The sequence below is a fragment of the Ruegeria sp. HKCCD9138 genome (assembly GCF_057220975.1).
The window spans coordinates 87,751-111,900 of the sequence record NZ_JBWVAZ010000013.1 but is presented as its reverse complement, the minus strand read 5'-3'; the positions used below and the strand labels follow the sequence as shown (position 1 = coordinate 111,900).

The 24,150-nt window shown below is 54.4% G+C and carries 24 protein-coding genes; 15 read left to right on the top strand and 9 right to left on the bottom strand.

Annotation, left to right across the window (positions count from 1 at the left end):
- Nucleotides 1-781: 781 nt before the first annotated feature.
- A complete protein-coding gene (locus tag AC2TEL_RS19145) occupies nt 782-1,789 on the bottom strand; it encodes a hypothetical protein (RefSeq protein ID WP_480844277.1) in 1,008 nt (335 codons plus the stop codon).
- A gap of 211 nt (nt 1,790-2,000) precedes the next feature.
- Here AC2TEL_RS19145 and AC2TEL_RS19140 point away from each other — a divergent pair, with 211 nt between their 5' ends.
- From AC2TEL_RS19140 to AC2TEL_RS19130, 3 genes are all read left to right on the top strand, one after another.
- On the top strand, nt 2,001-2,609 hold the full coding sequence (locus AC2TEL_RS19140) for a PepSY domain-containing protein (RefSeq protein ID WP_480906224.1): 609 nt from the start codon (nt 2,001-2,003) through the stop codon (nt 2,607-2,609).
- A 38-nt stretch (nt 2,610-2,647) separates the two neighbouring features.
- Nucleotides 2,648-3,307 (top strand): response regulator transcription factor, encoded by a 660-nt coding sequence (locus tag AC2TEL_RS19135; protein WP_480844275.1) that lies wholly within the window; start codon nt 2,648-2,650, stop codon nt 3,305-3,307.
- A 539-nt stretch (nt 3,308-3,846) separates the two neighbouring features.
- Nucleotides 3,847-4,680 carry an ATP-binding protein gene (locus AC2TEL_RS19130; RefSeq protein ID WP_480906221.1) on the top strand — a complete coding sequence of 278 codons (834 nt, stop codon included), beginning with the start codon at nt 3,847-3,849 and terminating at the stop codon, nt 4,678-4,680.
- 32 nt (nt 4,681-4,712) lie between these two features.
- Here AC2TEL_RS19130 and AC2TEL_RS19125 read toward each other — a convergent pair whose 3' ends face one another.
- Complete coding sequence (locus AC2TEL_RS19125; protein WP_480906218.1) at nt 4,713-5,552, bottom strand: helix-turn-helix transcriptional regulator; 840 nt, start codon at nt 5,550-5,552, stop codon at nt 4,713-4,715.
- A gap of 542 nt (nt 5,553-6,094) precedes the next feature.
- Between AC2TEL_RS19125 and AC2TEL_RS19120 the strand changes: the two genes are divergently transcribed.
- The 10 genes from AC2TEL_RS19120 (at nt 6,095) to AC2TEL_RS19075 (ending at nt 16,153) form a co-directional block, all read left to right on the top strand.
- Nucleotides 6,095-6,259 carry a Flp family type IVb pilin gene (locus AC2TEL_RS19120; protein ID WP_480844272.1) on the top strand — a complete coding sequence of 55 codons (165 nt, stop codon included), beginning with the start codon at nt 6,095-6,097 and terminating at the stop codon, nt 6,257-6,259.
- 144 nt (nt 6,260-6,403) lie between these two features.
- Nucleotides 6,404-7,363 (top strand): Flp pilus assembly protein CpaB, encoded by a 960-nt coding sequence (cpaB, locus tag AC2TEL_RS19115; RefSeq protein ID WP_480844271.1) that lies wholly within the window; start codon nt 6,404-6,406, stop codon nt 7,361-7,363.
- 9 nt (nt 7,364-7,372) lie between these two features.
- The gene (locus tag AC2TEL_RS19110; protein ID WP_480906215.1) at nt 7,373-8,911 is read left to right on the top strand and encodes a pilus assembly protein TadG-related protein; all 1,539 of its coding nucleotides are present in this window, start codon (nt 7,373-7,375) and stop codon (nt 8,909-8,911) included.
- Between the two features lie 15 nt (nt 8,912-8,926).
- Nucleotides 8,927-9,424 carry a TadE/TadG family type IV pilus assembly protein gene (locus tag AC2TEL_RS19105; protein WP_480906214.1) on the top strand — a complete coding sequence of 166 codons (498 nt, stop codon included), beginning with the start codon at nt 8,927-8,929 and terminating at the stop codon, nt 9,422-9,424.
- Nucleotides 9,421-10,068 carry a TadE/TadG family type IV pilus assembly protein gene (locus AC2TEL_RS19100; protein WP_480906211.1) on the top strand — a complete coding sequence of 216 codons (648 nt, stop codon included), beginning with the start codon at nt 9,421-9,423 and terminating at the stop codon, nt 10,066-10,068. The genes AC2TEL_RS19105 and AC2TEL_RS19100 overlap by 4 nt, the downstream gene beginning before the upstream one ends.
- Nucleotides 10,068-11,294, top strand: a complete 1,227-nt coding sequence (locus AC2TEL_RS19095) for a CpaE/TadZ family protein (RefSeq protein WP_480906208.1) — start codon at nt 10,068-10,070, stop codon at nt 11,292-11,294. The genes AC2TEL_RS19100 and AC2TEL_RS19095 overlap by 1 nt, the downstream gene beginning before the upstream one ends.
- Nucleotides 11,295-11,306: 12 nt before the next feature.
- Entirely contained in the window at nt 11,307-12,698 is a 1,392-nt protein-coding gene (locus AC2TEL_RS19090; RefSeq protein WP_480906205.1) for a TadA family conjugal transfer-associated ATPase, read from the top strand.
- On the top strand, nt 12,695-13,663 hold the full coding sequence (locus tag AC2TEL_RS19085; protein WP_480906202.1) for a type II secretion system F family protein: 969 nt from the start codon (nt 12,695-12,697) through the stop codon (nt 13,661-13,663). Before AC2TEL_RS19090 ends, AC2TEL_RS19085 begins: the two co-directional genes overlap by 4 nt.
- Complete coding sequence (locus AC2TEL_RS19080; RefSeq protein WP_480906199.1) at nt 13,576-14,664, top strand: type II secretion system F family protein; 1,089 nt, start codon at nt 13,576-13,578, stop codon at nt 14,662-14,664. The genes AC2TEL_RS19085 and AC2TEL_RS19080 overlap by 88 nt, the downstream gene beginning before the upstream one ends.
- 484 nt (nt 14,665-15,148) lie before the next feature.
- Nucleotides 15,149-16,153 carry a DUF2652 domain-containing protein gene (locus AC2TEL_RS19075; RefSeq protein ID WP_480906196.1) on the top strand — a complete coding sequence of 335 codons (1,005 nt, stop codon included), beginning with the start codon at nt 15,149-15,151 and terminating at the stop codon, nt 16,151-16,153.
- Between the two features lie 204 nt (nt 16,154-16,357).
- Here AC2TEL_RS19075 and AC2TEL_RS19070 read toward each other — a convergent pair whose 3' ends face one another.
- Entirely contained in the window at nt 16,358-16,720 is a 363-nt protein-coding gene (locus AC2TEL_RS19070; protein WP_480906193.1) for a YybH family protein, read from the bottom strand.
- 206 nt (nt 16,721-16,926) lie between these two features.
- The gene (locus AC2TEL_RS19065; protein ID WP_480844261.1) at nt 16,927-17,316 is read right to left on the bottom strand and encodes a MerR family transcriptional regulator; all 390 of its coding nucleotides are present in this window, start codon (nt 17,314-17,316) and stop codon (nt 16,927-16,929) included.
- Nucleotides 17,317-17,488: 172 nt separating this feature from the next.
- Here AC2TEL_RS19065 and AC2TEL_RS19060 point away from each other — a divergent pair, with 172 nt between their 5' ends.
- Together AC2TEL_RS19060 and AC2TEL_RS19055 are read left to right on the top strand one after the other, a co-directional pair.
- Entirely contained in the window at nt 17,489-17,737 is a 249-nt protein-coding gene (locus tag AC2TEL_RS19060; RefSeq protein ID WP_480906190.1) for a hypothetical protein, read from the top strand.
- Between the two features lie 4 nt (nt 17,738-17,741).
- On the top strand, nt 17,742-17,960 hold the full coding sequence (locus tag AC2TEL_RS19055; RefSeq protein WP_480906188.1) for a GDCCVxC domain-containing (seleno)protein: 219 nt from the start codon (nt 17,742-17,744) through the stop codon (nt 17,958-17,960).
- A 366-nt stretch (nt 17,961-18,326) separates the two neighbouring features.
- Here AC2TEL_RS19055 and AC2TEL_RS19050 read toward each other — a convergent pair whose 3' ends face one another.
- The 5 genes from AC2TEL_RS19050 to AC2TEL_RS19030 form a co-directional block, all read right to left on the bottom strand.
- The gene (locus AC2TEL_RS19050) at nt 18,327-19,148 is read right to left on the bottom strand and encodes a citryl-CoA lyase (RefSeq protein ID WP_480906186.1); all 822 of its coding nucleotides are present in this window, start codon (nt 19,146-19,148) and stop codon (nt 18,327-18,329) included.
- Complete coding sequence (locus tag AC2TEL_RS19045) at nt 19,145-20,338, bottom strand: CaiB/BaiF CoA transferase family protein (RefSeq protein WP_480906183.1); 1,194 nt, start codon at nt 20,336-20,338, stop codon at nt 19,145-19,147. The genes AC2TEL_RS19050 and AC2TEL_RS19045 overlap by 4 nt, the downstream gene beginning before the upstream one ends.
- 281 nt (nt 20,339-20,619) lie before the next feature.
- Nucleotides 20,620-21,732: a mandelate racemase/muconate lactonizing enzyme family protein gene (locus AC2TEL_RS19040; RefSeq protein ID WP_480844256.1), complete on the bottom strand. Its 1,113-nt coding sequence runs from the start codon at nt 21,730-21,732 to the stop codon at nt 20,620-20,622.
- Nucleotides 21,729-22,835 carry a mandelate racemase/muconate lactonizing enzyme family protein gene (locus AC2TEL_RS19035; RefSeq protein ID WP_480906180.1) on the bottom strand — a complete coding sequence of 369 codons (1,107 nt, stop codon included), beginning with the start codon at nt 22,833-22,835 and terminating at the stop codon, nt 21,729-21,731. Before AC2TEL_RS19035 ends, AC2TEL_RS19040 begins: the two co-directional genes overlap by 4 nt.
- Nucleotides 22,832-23,914, bottom strand: coding sequence for an alcohol dehydrogenase family protein (locus tag AC2TEL_RS19030; protein WP_480844254.1), 1,083 nt, complete (start codon nt 23,912-23,914; stop codon nt 22,832-22,834). The genes AC2TEL_RS19035 and AC2TEL_RS19030 overlap by 4 nt, the downstream gene beginning before the upstream one ends.
- Nucleotides 23,915-24,150: the final 236 nt, after the last annotated feature.

The window sequence follows — 24,150 nt, the reverse complement described above, 5'->3', positions numbered from 1 at the left end:
GCTACGAAAAGTTGATGGTGCTACACTGGTGCTACATCGGAGAGCAAAATTGGACAATCTGTAGGCATTGTAAGATTGAACGCACTTCGATTAAGATATTGAAAAATAAGCAAAGAAATATGTTCAGCAAACTAGGTCAATAATACAACCGTGAGGCTCATAACCTGAAGGTCAGAGGTTCAAATCCTCTCCCCGCAACCAACATCCAAACAGCCCGTTCGATCTACAAACAGTCCACTGGACTGTTTGCTTTACGATCTCACCTCGTCAGGCTCATAACCTGAAGGTCAGAGGTTCAAATCCTACTCCCGAAACCAAACTGAACGGTCGGAAAACAACTACTTAGCCTCGCAACCCGCAGGGCTTTTTGCGTTTAGGGTTAACGCGCCCAGTGTTACAACGGTGCTACGCTGGGCAGCAAAGAACAGCACCCTGAAAGTGCCCACGCTTAATCAGGACGTCATAGATGACGCCGTGAGACAAGCGTCTCTCGCGCGACAAACGCCGTCAGAATATAATCGAGACCTGTTGCTATGTCTGAAAAGATGCCGGTTGCCCATTGACCTATACGACATACTCGGACGGTCGCCCGGGAAGACAACGGCGAGGCCTGCTCGTCAACTTCATCCAGACTGTCGTGAAGATGATCCCCGACCGCCCGAAACTGCGCCATACGGACACTTGAAACTGCGACCGGGCCAGCCAGGCGCTTCACTGGTCGCTGCGCCGGCCTGCCCGGTCTACTTTGCCTCCGTGAGCAGCAGGGCAAAGGTAGCGAATTTCAGAGACCAAGAAGCGCTTTGACGGCAGCCTCGACCTCATCCGTCACGGGCTTATTGGCTGCATTTTCCAGCGCCTTGCGCTCGGTTGCCGCCTGGTCGTCGACGAGTTCTGCCAATTCCTCGACTTCGGAAACAGTTTCGTCGTATTCGACGGCAGTCTGCCGTTCCGCTTCAAGCTCTTCGGCTGAATCGATGGATTCCTGCAGGTCCGAATTGGCCTGATCGAGCTGTTCTTGAAGATCCGGATCGTCTCCTCCGGCATCGGCCAAAGCATCTTCAAGATCAGTCACACGATCTTGTTTTTCCTGAACATCTGTCAGCGCGGCCTCAAGATCGGTTTCGATTTCCGAAACCGACCTGTCGGGTGGCATCATGCCATCAAGAAGCGCTTCCTTCTCGTCCAGCGCCTCGCGTAATTCATTTCCGGCCAGAACCTCATCCCGATAGGCGGAGATACGACCGACCCGAGAATTGGGTGACGCATTTTTCAAGGCGTTCTCGCTTGCATTTGCAGCATTGAGAGCCCCCAGTTCCGACGGATGCGCCCCCAAAAGCGCTGCCATTTTGTTGCCTTTCGGCCGAACCTGAGGACGTACCGTTTCTTCCAAGTTTCGCGTTACGCGGATGGATTCCTTTTTTGTCTTAGTCGAATACGCGCGGGTTTTCCTGCCACCAAACAAATCCTTCAGCGAAAACCCATTCCCGTCGACGCTTTTGCTCCCCTTACCGTTGCGCGATACGCGTTTGCCGGCATTGCCTTTGGCATTTGAACTTTTTCGTCCGGGTTTCCCGGCGGCTTTTTCGCCGTCAGCCTTGGATGCGCCGTTTCCACCACCTTTACCGTTACCCCCGCCATTGTTTCCACCACCCTTGCCGCCTCCGTTTCCTTTGCCTTCCTTCGCAAATGCAACATCCGGAAACGCGACAGCCCCCAAAACAGCGGTCGAACCCAACAGGGCAATTGCAATGGCGGTGGCTTTCAACAAGCCTGGTTTACTTGTTTTCATCTCAATCCTCGTCAATCGCGCGCCAATTTCGGCAATCCTCTGGCGTGTGCCTTCTGATCCATGAAAATCAAGATGGGCACATTGGAATCAATAATCATTTCCCCTAGTTGACCCGATCTTGGTTGAACACTCTCGTAACTGGCTGTTCATTGTCAGTTCACATTGAAATTTGTAGAGTCTTCTTGCATTTGCGCCATTTAGAGTACCGAGGATGAAAAAGATCTTCGTAATCCTGTTTCTGTTTGCCCTGCTCCAACCGGAGGTGGGGTACACAGCAGCGCGCGAGATGAAGCAATCCGAGGTGCGCAAGGCAACCACGTCGGGAAATGCCATTCGACTGAAATCGGTTATCAAGGGTGTTGAGAGGGTTTTTGGAGGAACCCCTGTCGATGCCCGGGCGTTCCAGGCGGACAAAGTGTATTACCGCATCCTTGTCAAAAAACCTAATGGCAGGATCGTCAGTGTCATTGTCAACGCGCAAACTGGGGTCGTTGTTTCCAACAACTCCAGTGTTGGTCGCGAGATATCGGAAGCCGCGCGATCAAGTGCCGGCAAATCGGCCAATGCCAAATCGAATGGTAACTCCGCAAATAATAGCAATAACAGCAATAGGGGCGGTAATGGCAATGGCAATTCCGGCGGCAACGGTAACGGCAACGGCGGTGGTAATTCTGGCGGCAACGGCAACGGTGGTGGTAATTCTGGCGGCAACGGCAACGGTGGTGGAAATTCTGGCGGCAACGGCGGCGGAAACGGTGGTGGGAACGGAGGCGGAAACGGCAGTGGGAACGGCGGTGGGAACGGAGGCGGCAAAAAATAATAGCTGAATTGGCATCCGTGCGCCTATAACTTCTGAATATGAGAGTTTTACTGGCCGAAGATGAGCCGCATCTTTGTGAGCAGATCAAAAAACTGCTGAACGCCGAAGGACGCGTCGTGGACGTCGTTCACAGTGGCAATGATGCCCTGCACATGGGCTCGACCGAACCGTACGATATGATCATTCTCGACATTGGTTTACCGGAACGTGACGGTATTTCTGTGTTGCGGGAATGGCGCAGTGCAGGTGTCAAAACCCCGGTTCTGATCCTGACCGCCCGCGATGGCTGGAGCGAGCGAGTTGACGGGCTTGACGCCGGAGCAGATGACTACATGGCCAAACCGTTTCACATGCCCGAATTGGCAGCCCGGGTACGCGCAATTCTGCGCCGTCAAAGCGGCCAACTGAATCCGGTGATTGAGATGGGGAATGTCGTTTTGGACACCCGAAATGGGCGTGTTACTGCTGACGGTATACCGGTTGATCTGACGGCACAGGAAATCGCCGTCCTTACGTATCTGGCACATAATGCAGGGCGAATGATTTCCAGAACCGAATTGTCAGAGCACATCTATGAATACGACGGTGATCGGGATTCAAACACAATTGCCGTTTTCATAACCCGGCTGCGCAAGAAACTGGGTTCAGATCTTATCACTACGGTGCGCGGCCGCGGATACATGATAGATTCCGCCTGATGTTATCGTTGCGCCAAAGGGCTCTGCTGGCGGGGATGGCGACAGGTGCCTTGTCGGTCGGCGTGGGTACACTTGCAGTATTTTCATACATCAATTCCAGAGTGTCGGATCGTTTCGATACCACCTTGCTGGATCGGCATACCCAATTGGTTGTTGGGTTAAGCGTCACAACTGAAAACCCCGAAGCATTGCGCGATCTGATGTTCGATCCGACATACAGCACCCCTTATTCCGGGCGCTACTGGCAGGTCACTAACAGCGGCGGAGAAATATTTACGTCTTCATCATTGTTTGACGACACTATCCAAGAGCCCGAGGGATCTCCGGATGTTCCGACACTTTGGGACACGGTCGGGCCTGACAATGAAGCGGTGCGAAGTGCGTATCAGCAAATCACTTATGAAGATGGTACTGTCTGGGGGGTAAGTGTCGCTGAAAGTCGAGGGCAGCTCATCGCTGAACGGCAGGCAACTCAATTGAATCTGCTGCCGGTGTTTGGGCTGGTCGGGCTGATTGGCGTTGCCGGTTCTCTTCTTCTGATGTCGGTCATTCAGGGGCCGCTTCGGAGATTGCAGTCGGATGTCTCCCACCGCTGGGAGACGGACGAGGATCTCAAACCGTCGGATTACCCCGGAGAAGTTGCGCCCTTGGTCGAAGACCTGAACCAGCTTTTGCGCCGAAATCGGGACATTGTGTCTGGGTCTCGCAGGCAGGCGGCTGACTTGGCGCACGCCCTGAAAACGCCGTCATCCATCCTGAGGAATGAGCTGGACAGTTTGGCCGAGAGCGGCGCCAGGACGGACATTGCGCAAGAAGCTCTTGATCGGATTGACGCGCAACTGGGTCGTTCATTGGCAAGGATGCGAGCGATCAACGCTGCGGATCTGACGCATTCGCGGACAGATCTAACCAATTCCATTGAAAGGCTAGCGCGATTGTTTTCCGTCACGGCCGAGCGGGAACAAAAGTCCCTAAGGGTTTCGTGTGACCCCGATTTATGGGTTCGCATGGACGCGCAAGATATTGAAGAAGTCCTGGGAAACTTGCTGGATAATGCAGTCAAGTGGTGCCGGGAATCTGCTCAAATTTCTGCCAGGCGAAAAGAACGTTGCATAGAAATTCGAATTGAAGATGACGGGCCAGGGATTCCTCAGGAAGCACGTCGTGAAGCGCTACGGTCGGGTGGTCGTCTGGATACATCCGTCGCGGGCAGCGGATTGGGGCTGCCGATCTCGGTTGATTTGCTGAATGCCTATGACGCTAAACTGGAATTAGGTGCATCTCAGACGTTGGGCGGACTGGAAGTTTGTGTGGTGATACCGGCAAGACCCATGGGATTGTCCGCGCAAACCATTCCTTCTCAAGACGCCTAAGACCAAGCCGCCAGACCCAAGCCTGTTTTCCCTTACTTTGTTCCACCAGCAGTGCGCATGAACTTGGTTCCAGTTTCTGTCTTCCGGTTCAAAAGATGCAGAAGTTCGACTTGATTTGATGTACCCGTCTTGGAGAATATCGAACTTAGGTGCGAACGAACGGTAGCCGGCCCAACCGACAGAATTTCCGAAATCAGCTTTACGGTCATTCCCTCTTTCATCATCGCGCAAACGCGAAACTCGCATCTGCTGAGTGCGGCAGGGTTCTTAGGGTCAAGGATCGGGACATCACCGCCACTGCTTCCATTTATCGGGAAATGGTTTCGAACCTGCTCGGAGTGTGCGGAAACCGAGCCCGGCACGCGTTTACTCCACGCGGACGCAAGGGACGGAGCCAATACTATCAGCATATCCAGATCGTGGTTTTTCGGTCTGACGCTGAAGTGAAGTTCAATATGATCGACATGTCCTCCGTTAGATTCAAGAGGAACGACAATTACCTCTTCCAGACCGTTGGGCTTCCGATCCTGAAAACAGGTCGTCGCCGCGGCATCAGAAGCCATCATGTCCGCCAGCTTCCAAACTGATCCAGGTTTTGCGGTTGAAATGCAATTGCCGAATACCAATTCAGCCTGAGTTTGCGGTTGCGACGGCCAGATTTTTCCTTCCTGAACGCAACGACGTGCAATATGCCTAACTTTCCGATTCACCAAGAAAGTGCGGGCAATTAGTGCCGCGTCTGCGTTCGCTAATTGCATTAGCTGCCCGAGAACATTTGGAATGGCATTATTACCATTTAATGCCCGAGCCCATTCCATTGCGAAATTCAAACTGTCTTGCGCACGGGCGCCTTTTGAAAAACTTACACTCATTACTCTACTAAACAACCCGACTAAAAAACTGCAGTCGGGCCCCACGCTTCCCCGTTACATTCACAACTGTTGTTCAGATTATGTCAGGTCAGCAAACGGTTTCATGGCTTTAATCGTTGATGAAAGCAACTGAGCTCACAATTTCACAGTTTGTTATGGAATTGTTTTTTATGCATATTTCTCCTCTTTTGTTTCTTGCTGACTGTCTTTTCGCTTGTCCTGCCCAACGATCTTCACGGCCAATATATATGCTCTCAAATTCGCCACAATTTGACCTAAATTCCCGATATTGTTTCCTGATTTTGTGATTCGATTTAGTATTAATAGGCCGTTAATCTGCGGTTCACAAAAATCTCCATTTAGACGACGTTTTTCATAAGAAGGCATCCTCAGGTTGTATTTTTTTTATTTTTGGCGGAAGGCAGATATCATTGGCGCATCTATTCTAATTGATGAGCTACTGCAAATTTGCCTGGCTTGCGCTGCAATATCGCGCAGCGCCGATATCAATCTAACCTTTCGGGGGTAATATGACTAAATTCATGAAGAAGTTTGCAAAGAATGAAAGCGGCGCGGCAATTGTTGAATATGGCCTCGCTCTTTTGGTCGTCGCGTCGATTGCTGTTGGTGCGTTCACGTATCTGGGTACACAAACGAACACCAACGTGACCGGCGCCTGTGCCGCTTTGGGTAGCGCAACCTGCTGACCCGAACTTGTTCAGCATTGTGCAGAACCCAAAAGATTCTGCGCCGCATGACAGCTTCGCGGCGCAGAAATTCCCGCCGGGATTTTCGCGAAAACAGGATCACCGAAGTTCCGAATTTTGAGAGCGTAACTTTTGGAGACAGAGATGCGTATCAGACCGATCATTACTACACTCTTCGGAATTGCGATTGCTTCCGGTTCCGTTTACCTGGCGAAAGATCATATTCAGCTTAAGACCAGCACCGCCGGTGTGGCACCCAATGCCGAATTGGTGGAAATATACGTTGCCAAATCTGAAATTGCTTTCGGCCAGACCATCGAAAAGCACCACGTCACAATTCATCCATGGCCGCGCGAGGCACTTCCGGCCGGAGTCTTCACAGAAATTGACGTTCTGGTTCCGGACAATCGGCGACAGCTGCGCCGTGCAAAAGGCCGCTTCTACCCTGGCGAAGTGATGCTTCTTTCCAAAGTTTCGAACTTTGGCGAAAAGGTCACTCTGGTCCAAAAGCTAGGCGAAAATACGCGCGCCATGGCAATCGATGTCGACGCTGTCACCGCGGTGGGTGGGTTTGTTACCCCCGGTGACCACGTGGATATTGTTTTGACACAGGGTGCAAAACAGGAGTTGCGTGCAGTAACAATCCTGCAAAACATCCGCGTGATCGGTGTGGATCAGCAGTCGGAAGAGCTGAGCGATCAGCCAGAAGTTGCCCGGACGATCACGGTCGAAGTGACCCCGCAGCAGGGTCAGCGCCTCGCGTTGGCACAAAAGGCAGGCACGCTGAGCCTGACGTTGAGAACGCTGGACAACGTAGAAGACGAACCAATGGAAATGGTTCGCCTGCGCGATCTTCTGCAAGAGGAAGGTCCGGTGGAAAAGGTCGAAGCCCAGCCAACCGTAAGGTTGCGCCGAGGCACCGAGACCGAGGTTGTGACCATCCAGAGAAAGCGTCAAGAGACGGAGAAGGCGGCAGACTCTGATCCCGCAACTGAGCTGGAGCCTGACAATCAGACAGATGCGCAACTTGCTCCGGCGGTCGTGACACCAGAAGCCAAGCCCCGCATTCGTCCAATCGAAATCAGCCAGAAACCCGGACAGTAAGCCCCTGCCATGCGCGCAAAAGCGATCATATCCGCCTTCACCAGGGATGAGCATGGCACGGTTGCCATCCTTTGGGGCACGGCACTGGTTGCGTTTTTGGGCTTCTTTGCGATCACGCTGGATGTCGGCCGGTTGAACGCGACACATGCAGAGCTTCAGTCCTTTGCTGACAACGTGGCTTTGGCTGCAGCGGGAGAGTTGGACGGGCAACCCGATGCGATCACCCGCGCAACAAATGCTGCGGCCAATCTGATCAGTGACAGTCAGACGTTTGCCACCGGACCCACTGCGCTTTCGGGATCGTCGGATTACACGCTTTCCTTTCATTCTGCGCTGCCGGCATCGGATCTGACTCCGCTTGGCGCAGACCTTACGACAGACCCGAGGCAAGCTAAGTTCGCGCAAGTCGTGCTGACGCCCAAATCGCTCAGCATGAGTCTTGCGTCAGCCTTGGACAAAATGCTTGGCGGGGCCGGCTTTTCGGCAGCCAGCGTTTCGGCTGAGGCGGTCGCCGGGTACTCAAAAGCGGCCTGCGATATCTCGCCCCTGATGTTCTGCCTGCCACCCAACTGGGAGACGACGTTGACAGTAGGTGACCAGATCCTGTTACGCAGTGGCGGCAATGGCGCTGCCTGGGGGCCGGGCAATTTCGGCTTTATCGATCTGGCGAACTTTCAGGATACCTCGGGCGTGTGCGCAGATGAAGGCGGCAACAAGCTGGCCTGCCTCATCGCAGCACAGGATCAGATTACCCAATGCGTCCTGACAAATGGCCTGGACACGGAACCCGGCCAGAAAGTCGGCATTACAAATGCCGCGTTCAATGTGCGCTTTGACATTTACCGAGCCGTTCTCAATGGCGAAAAAAACAACCCCGACTTTGCGCCGGCTCCGAACGTTATCAAAGGGATCCAAAAAAAGGGGGGTGGCTTCTGCATCCAGGGCAACGAAGAGACCACGCCTGACACGACAGCTCTTGGCCGCGACCTCTGTTTGACCGCAGGAACCTGCGGCGGCAACAATCGGTTTGGCGATGGTACCTGGGATCGCGCCGGCTACCTCGATCGCAACCATGATTTGGCGGATGGTTTGGCAGACGGGTTTGGCAGTGATGCGCATCTTCCGCCGCTTTCCGGGTCGAACACTGTATTTGCCGGTACGCGATATGGGATGTACCTGCGTGAAATTGCGTACGGAAACACAAACCCGCATCCAGCACCAAACGCGAATGCCATTCTCGATCCTTTGCTTTCCGAAACCGGCCGCCCGATGTGTTCGAGCCATATGTCGAACAATCCGGCACGACGCGTTGTCACAGCTGCGGGGATCGACTGTGCGCAAAACCCGGTTTCAGGCTCAACGACCGGTGTTCCGGTTACGAAATTCGTCGCCGTGTTCCTGACGGAACCGGTGGGCGACGACGGTGGATCACCGCCGAGCTTTGACATTCACGGCGAGGTCGTGGGTTTCCCGGATGTCACCGGCGTTGGTAGCGGCGGTAATGGTTTCGGCGGCATCTTCCGCGACGTCGTACAGTTGTATCGGTAGGGGGAGCACAATGCCATGAAATTTCGCCTGATACCCCCACTCAAACGCTTTGCCAAAAATAACGACGGCGCAATTCTAGTGGAATTCGGCCTTGTCATGCCGGTCATGCTTTTACTGCTGGCCGTAACCTTGGAATCCGCGCGACTGATGTGGTCATACCAGTCGGTCATTGCCGGCGTCCGGGATGCCAGCCGATACCTGTCCAGAGTAACTCCGGCGGATGTCTGTACTTCTGGTGGCTCGGTCGCAGGCCTTTCCACAACGTTAAAGTCCATAGTGGAACAGGACATCAACGACAGCAACCTGTTCCCTACCAGCGTTACGGTCAATTCGGTGACGCCAAGCCTGTCCTGCGTAACTGGGACTTATCGAATAAACCCGGCTCCTGTTGGCCAGGTCAGTGCCAATATCACTATTCAGTTTCCGATGGGCGGCCTCTTGTCACTCTTTGGCAGCGGTGCATCATCAGTGACGACGGATGTTGCTGACACATCGCGGATTTTTGGGCAATGATGCGCTTGTTGCATATCCGCGCCCAATTGCGCCGCGCACGTAACAGCTTTCTGGGCAACCAGGACGGTGGGGTTCTTGTCGAATTCGCCCTGGTCGTTTCGCTGTTTTCCTTCCTTTTCCTGGCGCTTCTGGACTTTGGCCGACTTTCCTACAGCGGTGTGAACGCACAAAAAGCCGCGCAGCTGGCCGCCCGCATTGCCGTCGTTCGACCTGCGGCATGCGCTGGTGTTCCTCAAACTCATCAGAGGGGCACTTCGACCCTGGCACCGCGGTTCGGCACGTCCTGCAGCGCTTCGGCCGGAGTTTGCGCCAACGTCGGAACCCTTTCCTGCGCAGGTGCGGTCGCAAATACCACCGCGTCGGAAATCTGGGGTCGCATCAGTCCGCTTTTGCCGCCGGGCACCACAATCGATGTGATGCAGTTTTCATATACTTTCGACTCAAATCTGGGATTTCTGGGTGGTCCATACACACCCATGGTCACAGTCGAATTGAACCTGAACGATTTTCAGTTCGTCTCACCGCTGGCCGCGTTGGCAAATGCCGCGGGCGCGACAAGCAGCGCAATTTCTTCAACAGCCGGTTACTCCAACTTCAGCGTCTCGCTGCCTGCTGAAGACCTAGCACTAGGAGAGTCAGGATAATGGATAGAACAGTTTCCAATCTGAAATCACATTCGGTCATGCTTGTTTCCGAACAAGAGACCATTGCGCAGGTGGTTGCCGACGTCTTTCCTGCTGAAGAGGGAAACAAAGTCACCGAAAATGCGAGCTCATTCAAAGCGCTGAACGGGACTGCACTTCAGTTGGCGTTCAAGCATGATGTGGTGATCTTTGAAATCGATCCTGATGACTCTGCTGAGGTACAAGCCACAGAAGAGCTGCTGGCGCATCGCGATGATGACACCTTGTTCGTTGCGCTGACACAGAATGACCTTTCGATCACCAAAGCGCGCGAACTTCGAAAAATCGGCATTGATGAAGTTCTTCCCTTGTCGATCGATGGAGAAGAGCTGAAGGCAGTGGTCAGCGAGAAATTCAATGCGCGCAACGTTGCACAAGCTTTGATTTTGGACGGTCCTTCCGCGCTTGGCAAAGTGGTACCGGTCGCGAAATCTCGTGGTGGGATCGGGGCCTCGACCGTTGCGGTAAACCTGGCGTGTTCGCTGGTTGGCGGGAAAGGATCTTTCTTTCGCAAGACCGAAAAAAGCAGGGTCGCGTTATTGGATTTCGACTTGCAGTTCGGAAACGCAAATGTGTTTTTGGATTTGGAAGACAATGGCGGATGTCTTCAACTTATAGAAAACGCTGAAGAACCTGACGATCATTTTCTGTCTTCGATCCTTCAAAGTCACGTTTTGGGTGTTGATGTGTTGTGCGCGCCAGCTCCGATGGTTCCACTTCAATCAATGCGCCCCGGTCTGATCGAAGGTATGCTCGATCTGCTGCAGCGTCGCTACGACTATGTCGTGATTGATCTTCCCTGCGCCGTTGTCGAATGGGTCGAACCCATATTCAAGCGCGCCTCCCAGCTTGTCCTGGTCACCGACACCACCGTGCCATGCGTTCGCCAGGCACGGCGCCTGATCGACTTTTACCGCGAGGCAAATGTCGGTCTACCGGTCGAGATCATCGTCAACCGCGAGCGGAACACTCTGATCAAACCAGCGCACGTCCGCGAAGCTGAGAAGGTACTGGAAACAAAGCTGAAACACTGGCTGCCGGACAATCCGAAGGTAGCCCGCAATTCGGTGGATCTTGGACGCCCGGTCGTAGACATGAAGCCGCAATCGGACCTTGGGAAAGCTTTGGCAAAATTGGCTGCCGCCGTGTCGGCTGACGTGCAGGCCGTGGCAACAAAGAACAATTAAAGGGAGATCACCGTGTTCAACGAATATAGATCACGCAAAGCAGCGTCCAAATCAAACGTACTTACGCTGGAGCGCCCGATTGAGACTCCGCTCAAAGCAAAAGTGGCACCGGAACCTGTTGACGCTGATCTTCAGGCTCATTTGGAGCTCAAGAGCCGCCTGCACAGCGAGCTTCTTGACCGGCTTAATCTGTCTGTCATCGACAAGGTCGAGCGATCAGAACTGAAGCGGCAGATCGCGTCCCTGGTCACTGGCCTGATCGAGGCCGAACGCTTGCACATGCGGTCCGAGTCTTTCACGGCGCTTGTCGAAGAGCTCATCCACGAAGTGATGGGGTTGGGGCCATTGGAGCCACTACTGGAAGATCCGACCATCAACGACATCCTCGTCAACTCGTATGACAAAGTCTATGTCGAACGCTTCGGGCTTCTGGAGCTTTCAACGGTTCGTTTTCGTGACGAGCGGCATCTTCTACGGATCATTGACAAGATCGTCAGCAAGGTTGGCCGACGTATCGATGAATCCCAACCTTGGGTCGATGCGCGCCTGGAGGATGGCAGCCGTGTAAACGCGATCATCCGGCCGTGCTCTGTCGATGGGCCAGCACTGTCGATCCGGAAGTTCTCGCGCAATCCTTTGACGATCGAAAAGCTCGTTCAACAGGAAAGCATGAACGAACAGGCGGCGATGCTCCTGGAGGCGCTGGTCGAAGCTCGGCTGAACATTTTGATCTCAGGCGGCACCGGTACCGGTAAAACAACCATGTTGAATGCCGTTTCGTCCTTTATCGATGGCAGGCAGCGTATCGTGACAATCGAGGACGCCGCCGAACTTCAACTGCAGCAGAGCCATGTGGTTCGATTGGAAACCCGCCCTCCCAACTCGGAAGGTCAGGGCGTTATCACCCAGCGCGATCTGGTCCGAAACGCACTGAGGATGCGACCCGACCGTATTATCGTTGGTGAGGTGCGCGGCGCCGAATGCTTCGACATGCTTCAGGCAATGAATACAGGGCATGACGGATCGATGACGACCGTTCACGCCAACTCGGCCCGCGATGCATTAAGCCGGGTTGAACAGATGGTGACAATGCTTGGCGCGGACTTGCCAATCAGAACAATCCGATCCCAGATCGCTTCGGCCATTCATGTTGTGCTCCAGCTCAGTCGCCTCAGCGATGGTACACGGCGGGTGGTTAGTATTTCGGAAATCACGGGCATGGAAGACGACACTATCACCGTGCAGGACATCTTTGTCTTCAAGCGCCGCGGCAAATCAGAAGACGGCGTCGTGTTGGGAGAGTTTCTGCCCACTGGCATACGACCGAAATGCTTCGACCAACTGGTTGCTGCCGGAATTGACGTTGATACCAACATGTTTGTTCGCGGGGCCATGTCATCATGATCGACTTACAGCCAAACACACTGAGCATCCTTATTTATATTTCGATTTTTCTGGGCATTTTGCTGGCATACGAGGGGCTTCACCAGCTTCTCCTGCGCAAGGAGACCCTCAGCGAAGCCAGAAACCGCCGTATGAAAATGATTCAAAGCGGAGCTACGGCCGATGAGGTTTTACAGTTACTCAGGGATCCTGCCATGCTGGCACCCGGCGAGAAGCCTGGGTTTATAGCCCGGTTTCGCCGCCTTATTGTTCAAGCTGGATTGGCAATTAGCCCAATCTGGTTCGTTTTTGCCGCAGCATTCCTTGCCGCGATGGTTTTCTTGGGCGCATCACGGTTCATCGCTTCGGAACTCGCCTTGGCCTTGGGTACCGTTTTGGGTACAGCCTTACCGTTGGTCGTGCTGATTGCCATGAAGGAAGCCCGTTCCAAGAAGCTGACGAAACAGTTGCCGGATGCATTGGATCTGATGGCACGTGGCCTGAAAGTTGGTCATCCCGTGGCAGTGACGGTTGGAAATGTGGCCACTGATCTGCCGGACCCGATTGGCTCGGAATTCGGCATTATTCAGGATCAGATCAACTATGGCGATGACGTTGCGACCGCGTTTCATGATTTTGCAAAACGCGTCGGAACCGAGGACGCGAACTATCTTGCCGTCAGCATCGGCATCCAGCACGGGACCGGCGGCAATCTGGCGCGTATTCTGGGAATTCTGTCTCAGGTGATCCGGGACCGACACACAATGCAGAAGAAAATCAAAGCCATCTCTGCCGAAGGACGCCTGAGTGGTCTCATCCTTACCATCCTGCCGATCGTCATCTACCTGTCGATCGAAATATCCACACCAACCTTCTATGGCGATGTCCGAAGTGACCCGTGGTTTCCGTTTTTTGTCTACGTCATCATCGGCCTGACGATTGCCCAAGGGCTGATCTTGAGACGGCTCGTAAAGTTCAAGTTTTAACGGGGAGCGGAGAAATGGACATGATTCAAGAAATTCTGAGCGACCAGAGCCTTCCTCCGCAGTATCTTCTGCTTGCAGGATTAGCAGTGAGCATCTTCTTTGTCGTATTGGGGCTTTCAGGAATGACGGCAAGCGACAACACTGCTGCACGTCGCATGCATGTAGGATCCCTTTCACGGGCGCACGGAGAGGATTTTGACCTCATTCAAGGTGACAACAGCGACCCGCATGGTTTGTTGAAAGCGTTTGTACCGTCATCAAAACGCGAACGTTCAAAAATCGGCAAACTTCTGAAACAGGCGGGTATTCAACGAAAACACGCCATTCGTTCGTTTTATGTCTTTCGTGCGGTCATGGGGTTTGTCCTGCCGTCGGTATTCGTCATTGCCATGGCCTTGCCGATTGAAACGCAGGTTCAACTTGGGATCGCCAATCTAATTCAAAGCATCTCATGGGTGAACGCATTACAGATTGTGACGGCCTTGATGGTCACTGGATTTTACGGCCCTGCATTGTGGTTGCGTTACCGGATAAAAAAACGCCGCCAGGCGATCGAGCACAGCCTGCCGAACGCGCTGGATCTGCTGCAAGTGGCGATTGAGGCCGGGCTGGGTTTTGATGCGGCGATGATCCGCGTCTCGCATGAAATGGCCCTTGCAGCGCCCGAGATTTCACAGGAATTCTCGATCCTTCAGCTGGAGTTGCAAGCTGGTAAGGAGCGTCAGACCGCCTTTCTGGACATGGCTGAGCGGGTCGGCATCGACGAGATGAACTCGTTCGCGAATGCGTTTTTGCAGTCCAATCAGTACGGGACCAGCATTTCCGCTTCATTGCGCAGGTTTGCGACCGACATGAGATTGGATCGCGAACTACGTGCCCAGGAAAAGGCTAACCGCCTACCGGTGCAGATGTCCGCTGTGATGGCAATGTGCATGATGCCAGTTCTATTGCTGATTTGCCTTGCACCAATGCTGATCCGTTGGATCAACATGTTCGGGTAAAGTGCGGCAGGACGAAATCGAAATTGCTAAGTTAACGCGCAGCTACGGCACTCGAAACACAATTTAGTTTTTGCGATACTAATTGGTGACTGAAAGCCGAAGTAGTTCGAAGTTTCGACGAGTTACATTTGTGGTATCGAAATTGCCTGCGATAGCAGATGTTTTGTGCGGCGTTGCGAATGAATTCTTTGATTGCCCGCAAAGCACTCGGGTCTCGCATGTCCGATTTGGGCTGCGACCAGTCACTGATGCAAAAGTATGAACGGCGACACCGAGCCAAAAACGGCGGTTCAATCCGATCTAAAATCGAACATTCTTTGGCCCGACTGGCCATGATAGTCGCCTGCGTGTACTCTTCCAGAGCTGGTGCAAAAAACTATGTCAGCCGTTCTTCTTGGGGAGGGGAACAATGATAGCAACACACACAGGTTACCTTCTGATTGCTGACATTACCGGATACACTCGGTTCCTGACATCTTCAGAAATGGATCATGCCAATCCCATCCTGCAATCTCTTCTGAGCGTTTTGCTTGAACAAATTGGAGACCCGCTTCACTTTTGGAAAACTGAAGGGGATGCCGTTTTGGCTTATTCGACACGTCAGGATTTTCCGTCAGGAGAGACGTTTCTCACCATCTGCGAAAACCTCTACAACGCATTCACCCTCAGGCGGCAGGACATAATCGCCAACACGACGTGCCCATGCCGAGCTTGCGCAAATGTTGGCAATCTGGATCTCAAAATCATTGCCCATCACGGTCAATTTGATGAAATGCATCTGGGTCCCACGAAGGACATTTCTGGCGCTGATGTCATTCTTGTTCATCGAATGACCAAGACAGATGTAGCTGAGAACACCAGTATTCGCAGCTATGCCCTGTTCAGCGAAGCGGCCGTGACCGCAATGGACATCAGCGACATAATGGAGCCTTTCTCGCAGGACATCGAGCATTTTGGTAAAGTCCGCATGATGGTCTACGATTTGGCCAAAGCATGGGAAAAAATGCGCGCACGCCGCCAACGCGAGTTCCTCGAAGAACAGGATGGCGTATGGACTTTGCGATATCAATTCGACGCTCCTATTGGGGTCGTTTGGGAATCTCTCGTCGCTCCCGAGCACAAACTGAAGTGGATGAATCGCGTCAGTGATATCAAGATGGAGAACCCCCTAGGACGCCTTGGTCAAGGGTCGGGTTATCATTGCGCGCACGAAATGGCCCGATTTTATTATCGTGTCACAGATTGGGAACCTTTTGAATATTTTTCGACGCGCATTCTGGACCCTGCGCGCCCGGACATCAGCTTCCCTGAGACCTACCATCTGACAGAAACACAAACGGGCACCGAGCTGCGCTATACAATGGGTATGGCGACCGATGCCAATGGCGCACGTTCGGAAATTTCCGAAATAGAATGTTCCGCGTTTTTGGCAGAGTTCTGGGCTGTGTCTTTTGCCGACATGAATGAACAACTCTGCCAATCCAAATAGCACTCTTCCACCCAAGGGTCGGTCGCCCCCTACATTGAAAAATGTGGGGTCAGTTTTGTCTGAGAAGTAGACGTGGCAAGAAACGATGCGGCGACTGGACTGCGCAGATTGTGATCAGGCCGCCTCGCTACACAAACGACCTTTAGTAGGCGCAACCTGTCAACGCAAAGCTGTTGGTACGACCGTCTGGCTGTTGCGTACAGTCTATGCGTCAAAGTTCCAGATGTCGCGCTGAACTTTCCAGCCGTTGTCGCCTTTGCGGAAGTAGAGAATGTACTTTCCAGCAAGTTTTTGTCCGCCCATGGTGCCCGTCAAGGTTCCCACAGTAACGCCAAAGTCTCCGCTGATATGGGCCTCGGTCAGATGGGCCACGACTTCACTCAGACCGCTGTCAATAGCTGCCTGCCAATACTCCCGAATGGCTGCATGACCTGACATTATCGGCGCTCCCGGCGGCATGGCCGCGCCGTCTTCGGCGTAGGGTGCTGTTGCCCTACTTGCGTCCTTTTCGTTGATCCCTTCAATGATGGCAGCGTCGAGCTCTTTTACAATATCAATATCAGACATCTTTTTCTCCTGAGTTTTTCCGATGTTGTCATCAGGCTATCACAGTAGTCCGAGTCGATACTCATCCGAGGTGGCCCAAAGAATTATTGGAAATGCCACAACGAATTGAGGTAGCTTTGGCCGTTATACCGTTGTTCGTCAGCCATGCGACGGATAGCAGCTTCGTCCGCAAAGCGCCCAAGGTCCATTCCGAGCCCAAAGTTCCACTATTCAGTGCGGAGTTGAAAAATCATTGGGCAGGAAATATTCCCGCTGTCGCAGTTGGCGGTAAGTTCGACCAACGCCCCCTCCAAGCGCTTAAGTTCGTCTATCTTTGCTCGCACGTTAAAGATATGGAGTTCGGCCAGTTGCTTGACAGATTGGCAATCCTCAACGTCGCCTTCGGACAGGTCGAGTAGCGTCTTTGCGTCCGAGAGCGAAAAGCCCAGGTCTCGGCACTTCTTTAGGAAGCGAAGCCTTCCGATATCCTGCGTGGAATATCTGCGGCGATTATTTGATGCCCGTGCTGGCTTCGGCACGATCTCTGCGCGTTCGTAGTAGCGGATAGTTTCTATGCCGACACCGCTTTGCCGGGATGCTTCCCCAATCGCGAACATGTGAGATTTCCCGCCTTGATCCTGTAGTGGCTACAGAAGCTATACGAGAGGGTGCCGCTGATACAACTCCGCACAAAAATGGCTGTCAGAAACGAAAATGCATAAGTACCTTGGCCTTAGTTACATAGGATCGCTGTCCGCGCTTGGCGTCGCGACTTGCTGTGTATTGCCCATGACGATGATGTTGCTGGGATTGAGCGGCAGTTGGATAGCAATCTTTGGGAAGATAGCAGCAGCAAGCTACTATGTGTTGGCGATTTCGACCGCGCTCGTCGCGGTATCTTGGCTGGTGTCTTATCGGCGCGATTCAATGCCAAAGTTGAAATGGTGGCTTTGGGGAACGACCGCGATGACCGGTTTAGCTTGGGTCGTCGTTTTCTATGAGGCTTGGATCAACGATTACCTGATTATGCAGATGTGAGACAATGACGGACCAAACTGTAGTGCTTGAAAGCACACTGACTTGCCCAAAGTGTGGGCACAGCGAATCCGAAGAAATGCCGACGGACGCCTGCCAGTGGTTCTACGAGTGCAAGTCGTGCAAAGCGGTTTTGAAGCCGTTGGACGGTGACTGTTGTGTATACTGCTCCTATGCCACCGTGCCCTGCCCACCAATCCAGCTAGGCGATAGTTGTTGCAGGTAAAGCGAACGCTCACTTTGTCTGCACAACAGCTGTTGCGCAATGGCCAATCCATTGTCAACTTTATATGAGTGCAAACGGATCTAATGTCTCTCCTTAGAGTTTTTGTACATTTTTTTCTTAGTTTCACAGTGGTTCGACAAAGGTCAAATCCTGCTCCCGCAACCAAAATCTGAACAGCCCGTTCGATCTGCAAACAGTCCACCGGACAATTAACGCTGCATCTGAGTCCTAAAAACACACGCAATCGGGTTGCGCCCAACCGTACGAAGTGAAAGCTCTTCGAAAGCCTGCGACGCGCGCCCCGAAAGGTTTCTGCACAAGCCTTCCTGCCTGCGCCGTGTCCAATGCAGGCTGCGGCCTCCGAGACTATTTCCGGTTTTCAATCGGATTAGGCCCTTGATAAGTCCAGCGATAGGCTGGTGGAGTCGGGCCTTTGTTCCGCCCGCCCTGGTTCATCTGTTCCCATGCGTGGGCGATGACGCCTACAGATCGCGACAGGCAAAAGAGACCGCGCGCAAGAGGGCCGGCAAAGCCCAACTCCGCATAGATTACGGCGGTCGCGCCATCGATGTTCATGGGAACCGGACTGCCTTTGCGGGTGTTGAGCGTGTGCTGAACCACGCGCCCGATTTCCGCGAAGCGCCCGCTGACTGTTCCGGTGCCGGCTGCTTTGTCGACGAGAGCCAGCAACCGGGGTGCACGGGGATCCTCGGGTTTGTGGAACCGGTGGCCAAAACCGGGGATGAACCTTGTTCGTTCTGCCTGCCAGCGGTCGATCATTAGGGCTGCGGCATCATCCAAAGCGAGCCCATTTTGAACCGCATCGTCGATCCACGTATAAAGCTCAACCGCCTGTTCTCCGGCGCCGCCGTGGATGTCGTCCAGCATGTTGACTGCTGAGGCCATGGCTCCATTCAAACCCAATCCGCAGGTCACGGACATCCGCGCCGCAGCGATGGACGGGGCCTGCGGACCATGGTCAACAGCGGAAACCAAGGCACATTCCAGTAAATCCGCTTGCGCCTTGGTGGGTAATTCACCGCGGGTCATAAGCCAGATCATTTGTGAAAATGACACGTTGCCGATCAGATCCTCTATGGGAATGCCGCGAATCCGGATTTGGCCGGGAGCCATGTCGATGATTTCGGTCGTCCACCAGTCGGATACGTCGTTTCCGTGGCCGCTCATATTGCTCCGTCCTTCTTCAGCTCTGCAATTTCGTCTAGAGATAGGCCAAGGTCGCACCAAATCTCTGCGTTATGTTCGCCAAGGGTTGGCGGAGGTGTTTCTACGGTCGCAGCTTGGCCATCCAGTTTGATCCCGGTGGTTGCGACCTGGATGTCGCGGCCTACGCCCGGAACACTTTCAAACCTGTGGAGAAAGCCGCGATCGGCGACTTGTGGCATTCTCAACACTTCCGGCACCGTCAATACGGCCCCTGATGGAACACCGATGCGATTCAGTTCCTTGGCCCAGTCGCGCGCCGGGCGGGTTTTGAGAACGATTTCCAGTTCACCCTTCAATGCCAATCGGTTGCGCTTTCGATCTTCCCGCGTTGCGAATTCACTCCGTTTTTGCAGGACGGCGAGGCCGAGGTGGTCGGTCAACAGCACCCATTGTTCGTCCTTGTTGGCGGCAATATTGATAAGACTGTCTTGGGCCTCAAAGGTGCCAGACGGCGCCGAAGTCGGGTTTTCGTTGCCTTTCGGTTCAGGTTCGACGCCTGCGATCAGATAGTTGGATACGACCCAACCCATTGTCGCAAGAACCGATTCCAACATGGAGACATCGATGAAACTTCCACGCGGATGACCATTCAGCGCCGCTGTGATCGCAAATGCGGCAGTGATCCCGCCCACCGTATCGGCCACCGGATATCCAACGCGCAGCGGCGCGCTTTCTGCGCCGCCGGTGATCGACATCACGCCCGACGCGCCCTGAACGATCTGGTCATAAGCCGGGCGGTGCACCCAGGGACCATCCTGTCCAAATCCCGAGATAGCGCAGTAGATCAGGCGCGGATTCATGCCCTGAAGTGTTTCGTAACCAACACCCAATCGGTCCATCACACCGGGTCGAAAATTCTCGACGACTACATCGGCGGTCTCGACAAGCTTGAGGAACAGCGCCTTGCCTCGAGGATGTTTCAGATTGACGGTTACGGATTTCTTGCCGGCATTCTGGGCCAGGAACGACACGCCCATTCCTGCCTTGTTCAACTCAGGATCAGCCCCCAGCTGGCGCGCCAGGTCGCCGCGCCCGGCTGCCTCGACCTTGATCACTTCGGCGCCCAGGTGGGCCAGGTGGTGGCAGCAGAACGGGCCAGCCAAAACGTTGGTCAGGTCCAGAACCCGAATTCCCTCAAGCGGTTTTGACATGTTGTGCACCTCTTCAAGTGTTGACCTGAGGATCGAGACGTCGATTTCCGAACATGCAAAATGCTATCGCACAAGCGGCTAAGCGACCAACCGGTTGGCGAAGTTTTTTTAGTATTCAAAAAAACAACGGCCCTGACCGTACCCTTTCGACGTGAGGGACCAAATCCACTGATTTGGTTGCTGCCAGACGGTAATCTGGTTCAACCTCCGGAACTTGAGAAACTAAGCTTCTTGCTGTCTTCACTGATCGGTGTAACCTGTCGATCAGTGAGCCCCGTTTGTCATTTCGATGAATAGAACCCGACAGGATCACCGAGCGTGCCCTCGTCAGGATGAACGCCGAGACCCGGAGCCTCTGGCAGGTGCAGGAACCCATTCATGTTACGCGGACCTCTTCCGCCGGCGATGTCCAGTGTCAGCATGTCCTGGCATGCCCACACCGCGTGGCAATTGGCATCCGGTATCGTTGCGGCCAGATGCAGCGCCTCGGTGTCGGCGAGGACAGAACCGCCGGTGGCCATCACGAACATGTCTATACCGTGCGCCAATGCGATATCGCGTATTCGGGCCGCCTTGGTGAGGCCGCCGACGCGATTGAGCTTGATGCCGAAGATTTCAGCCACTCCGTCCCGCGCAATTCGGGCAGCGTCCTGCAACGTGACAAGGCTTTCGTCTACGCTGACGGGTGAGGCGTGCTTGCCTGCCAGTGCTGCAATATCGTCCAGCGTCTCGCAGGGTTGCTCGAACAACACGTTCAGATGTTCAGTTGCTGACATCACGCGCAAAGCCTGCTGGCGGGTCCAGCCGCGGTTGACGTCGTAGAGTACGATTTCGCCGGGTTTTCGGATGGATTCAACGTCTTCGATGCGAGCAATGTCGCGTTCGACATCGCCACCTATTTTCACTGAATGCGCAATGTATCCGCGCTGTCTATACCGGTCGATCACGGCGCGCGTGTCCTCGATGGTCTTTGCTCCGACCGAGGACGCGATCGGGCGTGGCGTTCGGGATCCACCGCCCATGAGGTCAGCAATCGGCAAACCCGCCGCCTGGCCCGCAATATCCCAGCAGGCCATATCAATCGGACTCTTGGCGTAAAGGTGTCCCGGCAACGCAAGGTCCATCGCGCGTTCCACATCCAGAACGCGGCGCGGATCAAGACCGAAGATGAACGGAGCCATCGTCTCGATCCCCGCCCGGATACCGGGGCCGTGAGCCGGGACATAAGTATGGCCCCATGGCGTACCTTCGCCCCAGCCGGTCAGGCCTTCATCGGTTTCGACTTTGACGAATGTCGCATCCAATACCTCAAACTTCAGGCGACCGCCGGACAGCCAATAGGGATGCTCAAGCGGCAAATTCTTTTGAAAAACCGTTATTTGCGTGATCTTCATACCTGATACTCCGCTACCGGCTCGCCAAGGCTTTTGAAATCGGGCACTACGCCCAGCCCCGGCGTGTCCGGTGCATAAAGGTTGCCATTCTCTGCCCATGCACCGCCAATCCCAGTGGACCGTGTGTTGTAGTTCATCAGATCGGTGGTGTTCTGCAAAAATTCCGCCGGAGTGGACGCTGCGAAGTGGGCAACCAGCGTTGTCGTGATTTCGCCGCCCCAGGTATCCTCGCACACCACGGGCAAACGGTTCTCGATCAGGAAATCCCGGACGCGGCGCGCCTTGCTGATTCCGCCGAGGTTGGAAATTTTAAGGCAACAGATCTCGGCCCCTTTGTCCTGCACGATCCGTTGCGCGGCGGCCATACCGGTAATGCACTCGTCCAGCTTCATGGGGTGTTCGGCAACCCGCCGTACTTGTTGGCACTCATCATAAGTCCTGCAGGGTTGTTCCAGAATGTAATCAATGTCGCGTGTGGCTCGGGCCACGCGGATTGCATTGTCGACCCGCCATCCTTGATTGGCGTCTGCCATAGCCTTTTCGCCGGGTTCCAACAGTGCCACTCCGGCCATTATCCGGTCAATGTCTCCGGGCCAGTCGCCGCCGACCTTGATTTGAAACTGCCGGTAGCCATCGGCGCGGTAGCGTCGCATCTCGGCCAATGTCTCATCGGTCGCCTTTTGCGGTGCAACCCGATACATCGGCGCGCCATCGGTCAGTTTTCCGCCCATCAACATCCAGACTGGCTGGTCGCAGGATTGCCCCAGAATATCCCAGCACGCCGCGTCAAAGGGTGCTTTCGCATAGCCGTGACCTTGCACAAGGCCATCCATCAACTGCTCGATCCGCGCGACTTGTCTTGGGTCTTCACCCAGTAGCCTTGGCGCGACAAGCCGGGCCAGTGCTTCGACCCCTTCAGAATGCGCAACCATGTAGTTTTCACCGCAAGGCGTAAACTCTCCGCATCCCTGCAAACCAGCATCCGTGTCGATGACGACCACGCTGGCCGACGCGACCTCGATCGCGTTGCCGGCTCCCCAGACATAAGCTCCGCCGACGTAAGGAAGTGGTGTTTTGAAAACCCTGATCCGCGTGATTTTCATGGGACGACGACGATATTGCCTGTGTGTTTTTTGGCGATGAAGGCGGCCTGAGCCTCGCGCAGTTGCTCAAGGGGATAGGTTGCCGCAAGAGCGGGTTTGATTTCCCCGCTTTCAATGTATCGGACAAGGTTCGGCATGACCTCTTGCCCGATCACGGTCGATCCGGTGAAGGTCAGGTCCCGCAGGTAAAAGGTTCGCAGATCGAGTTCGACCATTGGACCGGCAATAGCACCCGAGCAGGTATAACGCCCGCCGCGCTCAAGAATGTCGATGAGTTTCGGCCAATACGGCCCGCCGGCGATATCCGCGACGACCGTGATCTTCTCTGCCCCCAAAGCAGCGCGTAGATCATCTGGCGCTCGCGGTAGGATCAGATCGGGTTTCAAGGTGGCAACTTCATCGTGCTTCGCTTCCGAGGCCAGCGCGACAACTCTTGCACCCCGCCGCTTAGCCAACTGGACCAGGGCGCCACCAACCCCGCCCGAAGCACCTGTCACCAGAACCGTGTCGCGTGCAGTCACATTGGCCCGCGACAGCATGCCCTCGGCGGTGGAGTAGGAACAGGAAAACGTCGCAAGCTCGGCATCGGAAAGGTCGGACTTGATTGCAAAGGCATTGCGTGACGGCGTTGTGGTGTACTCTGCAAATCCACCGTCTCGTTCCGAGCCGAAATAGCCTGTCTTGTTCATATCCTCAGGGTCTTCGGCATCACGCAACCAGCCATCCGTTATGACCCTCTCTCCGATGCGCGAGGCATCGACACCGTCGCCCACGGCGACGATCACGCCACAGACGTCCGCCCCCTGAATTCGGGGAAAGGTGATCGGGGCGCCGCCCCATGTGGGATCGTCCTCACCAACTTCTTCGAATGCACCGCCCGTCGTGGCCTCGGTTACGGTCTTGGAGTACCAGCCCGAGCGGGTGTTGACGTCCGTGTTGTTCAGACCACAGGCGCCGACCCGGATCAGGACTTCTCCGGCAGCAGGGGCGGGGCGAGGCCAATCCGCATGGAATTTCATCTGGTCCAGGTCGCCGTGGCCCATTGTGACCATGGCCTTCATAGTTGGGGCCAAATTCATGCTGCGTCCTTTCGTGAATTCAGGCTGTGGTGGTAGCAGTCGGCGAGTCGGGCCCTGCCGTAATCTCACTTTCGCTGGACAAGGTAAGTGGACAAATATACCATCGTCAACCAAAGATGGAACATATGTATCATTTTTGATTTTCGGCCAAACTCACCGGCATTTGCCGAGGCGTCAGGGGTCCAAACAGATACGATATTCCAAAAGAAAATGATGCACTTTTGACGTGCGATGCA

Excerpts from the sequence above, each read along its gene's own strand:
- AC2TEL_RS19145 (WP_480844277.1), bottom strand. The coding sequence starts at position 1,789 with ATGAAAACAAGTAAACCAGGCTTGTTGAAAGCCACCGCCATTGCAATT.
- AC2TEL_RS19140 (WP_480906224.1), top strand. The coding sequence starts at position 2,001 with ATGAAAAAGATCTTCGTAATCCTGTTTCTGTTTGCCCTGCTCCAACCG.
- AC2TEL_RS19135 (WP_480844275.1), top strand. The coding sequence starts at position 2,648 with ATGAGAGTTTTACTGGCCGAAGATGAGCCGCATCTTTGTGAGCAGATC.
- AC2TEL_RS19130 (WP_480906221.1), top strand. The coding sequence starts at position 3,847 with ATGTCGGTCATTCAGGGGCCGCTTCGGAGATTGCAGTCGGATGTCTCC.
- AC2TEL_RS19125 (WP_480906218.1), bottom strand. The coding sequence starts at position 5,552 with ATGAGTGTAAGTTTTTCAAAAGGCGCCCGTGCGCAAGACAGTTTGAAT.
- AC2TEL_RS19120 (WP_480844272.1), top strand. The coding sequence starts at position 6,095 with ATGAAGAAGTTTGCAAAGAATGAAAGCGGCGCGGCAATTGTTGAATAT.
- cpaB (WP_480844271.1), top strand. The coding sequence starts at position 6,404 with ATGCGTATCAGACCGATCATTACTACACTCTTCGGAATTGCGATTGCT.
- AC2TEL_RS19110 (WP_480906215.1), top strand. The coding sequence starts at position 7,373 with ATGCGCGCAAAAGCGATCATATCCGCCTTCACCAGGGATGAGCATGGC.
- AC2TEL_RS19105 (WP_480906214.1), top strand. The coding sequence starts at position 8,927 with ATGAAATTTCGCCTGATACCCCCACTCAAACGCTTTGCCAAAAATAAC.
- AC2TEL_RS19100 (WP_480906211.1), top strand. The coding sequence starts at position 9,421 with ATGATGCGCTTGTTGCATATCCGCGCCCAATTGCGCCGCGCACGTAAC.
- AC2TEL_RS19095 (WP_480906208.1), top strand. The coding sequence starts at position 10,068 with ATGGATAGAACAGTTTCCAATCTGAAATCACATTCGGTCATGCTTGTT.
- AC2TEL_RS19085 (WP_480906202.1), top strand. The coding sequence starts at position 12,695 with ATGATCGACTTACAGCCAAACACACTGAGCATCCTTATTTATATTTCG.
- AC2TEL_RS19075 (WP_480906196.1), top strand. The coding sequence starts at position 15,149 with ATGGATCATGCCAATCCCATCCTGCAATCTCTTCTGAGCGTTTTGCTT.
- AC2TEL_RS19070 (WP_480906193.1), bottom strand. The coding sequence starts at position 16,720 with ATGTCTGATATTGATATTGTAAAAGAGCTCGACGCTGCCATCATTGAA.
- AC2TEL_RS19065 (WP_480844261.1), bottom strand. The coding sequence starts at position 17,316 with ATGTTCGCGATTGGGGAAGCATCCCGGCAAAGCGGTGTCGGCATAGAA.
- AC2TEL_RS19060 (WP_480906190.1), top strand. The coding sequence starts at position 17,489 with ATGACGATGATGTTGCTGGGATTGAGCGGCAGTTGGATAGCAATCTTT.
- AC2TEL_RS19055 (WP_480906188.1), top strand. The coding sequence starts at position 17,742 with ATGACGGACCAAACTGTAGTGCTTGAAAGCACACTGACTTGCCCAAAG.
- AC2TEL_RS19050 (WP_480906186.1), bottom strand. The coding sequence starts at position 19,148 with ATGAGCGGCCACGGAAACGACGTATCCGACTGGTGGACGACCGAAATC.
- AC2TEL_RS19045 (WP_480906183.1), bottom strand. The coding sequence starts at position 20,338 with ATGTCAAAACCGCTTGAGGGAATTCGGGTTCTGGACCTGACCAACGTT.
- AC2TEL_RS19040 (WP_480844256.1), bottom strand. The coding sequence starts at position 21,732 with ATGAAGATCACGCAAATAACGGTTTTTCAAAAGAATTTGCCGCTTGAG.
- AC2TEL_RS19035 (WP_480906180.1), bottom strand. The coding sequence starts at position 22,835 with ATGAAAATCACGCGGATCAGGGTTTTCAAAACACCACTTCCTTACGTC.
- AC2TEL_RS19030 (WP_480844254.1), bottom strand. The coding sequence starts at position 23,914 with ATGAATTTGGCCCCAACTATGAAGGCCATGGTCACAATGGGCCACGGC.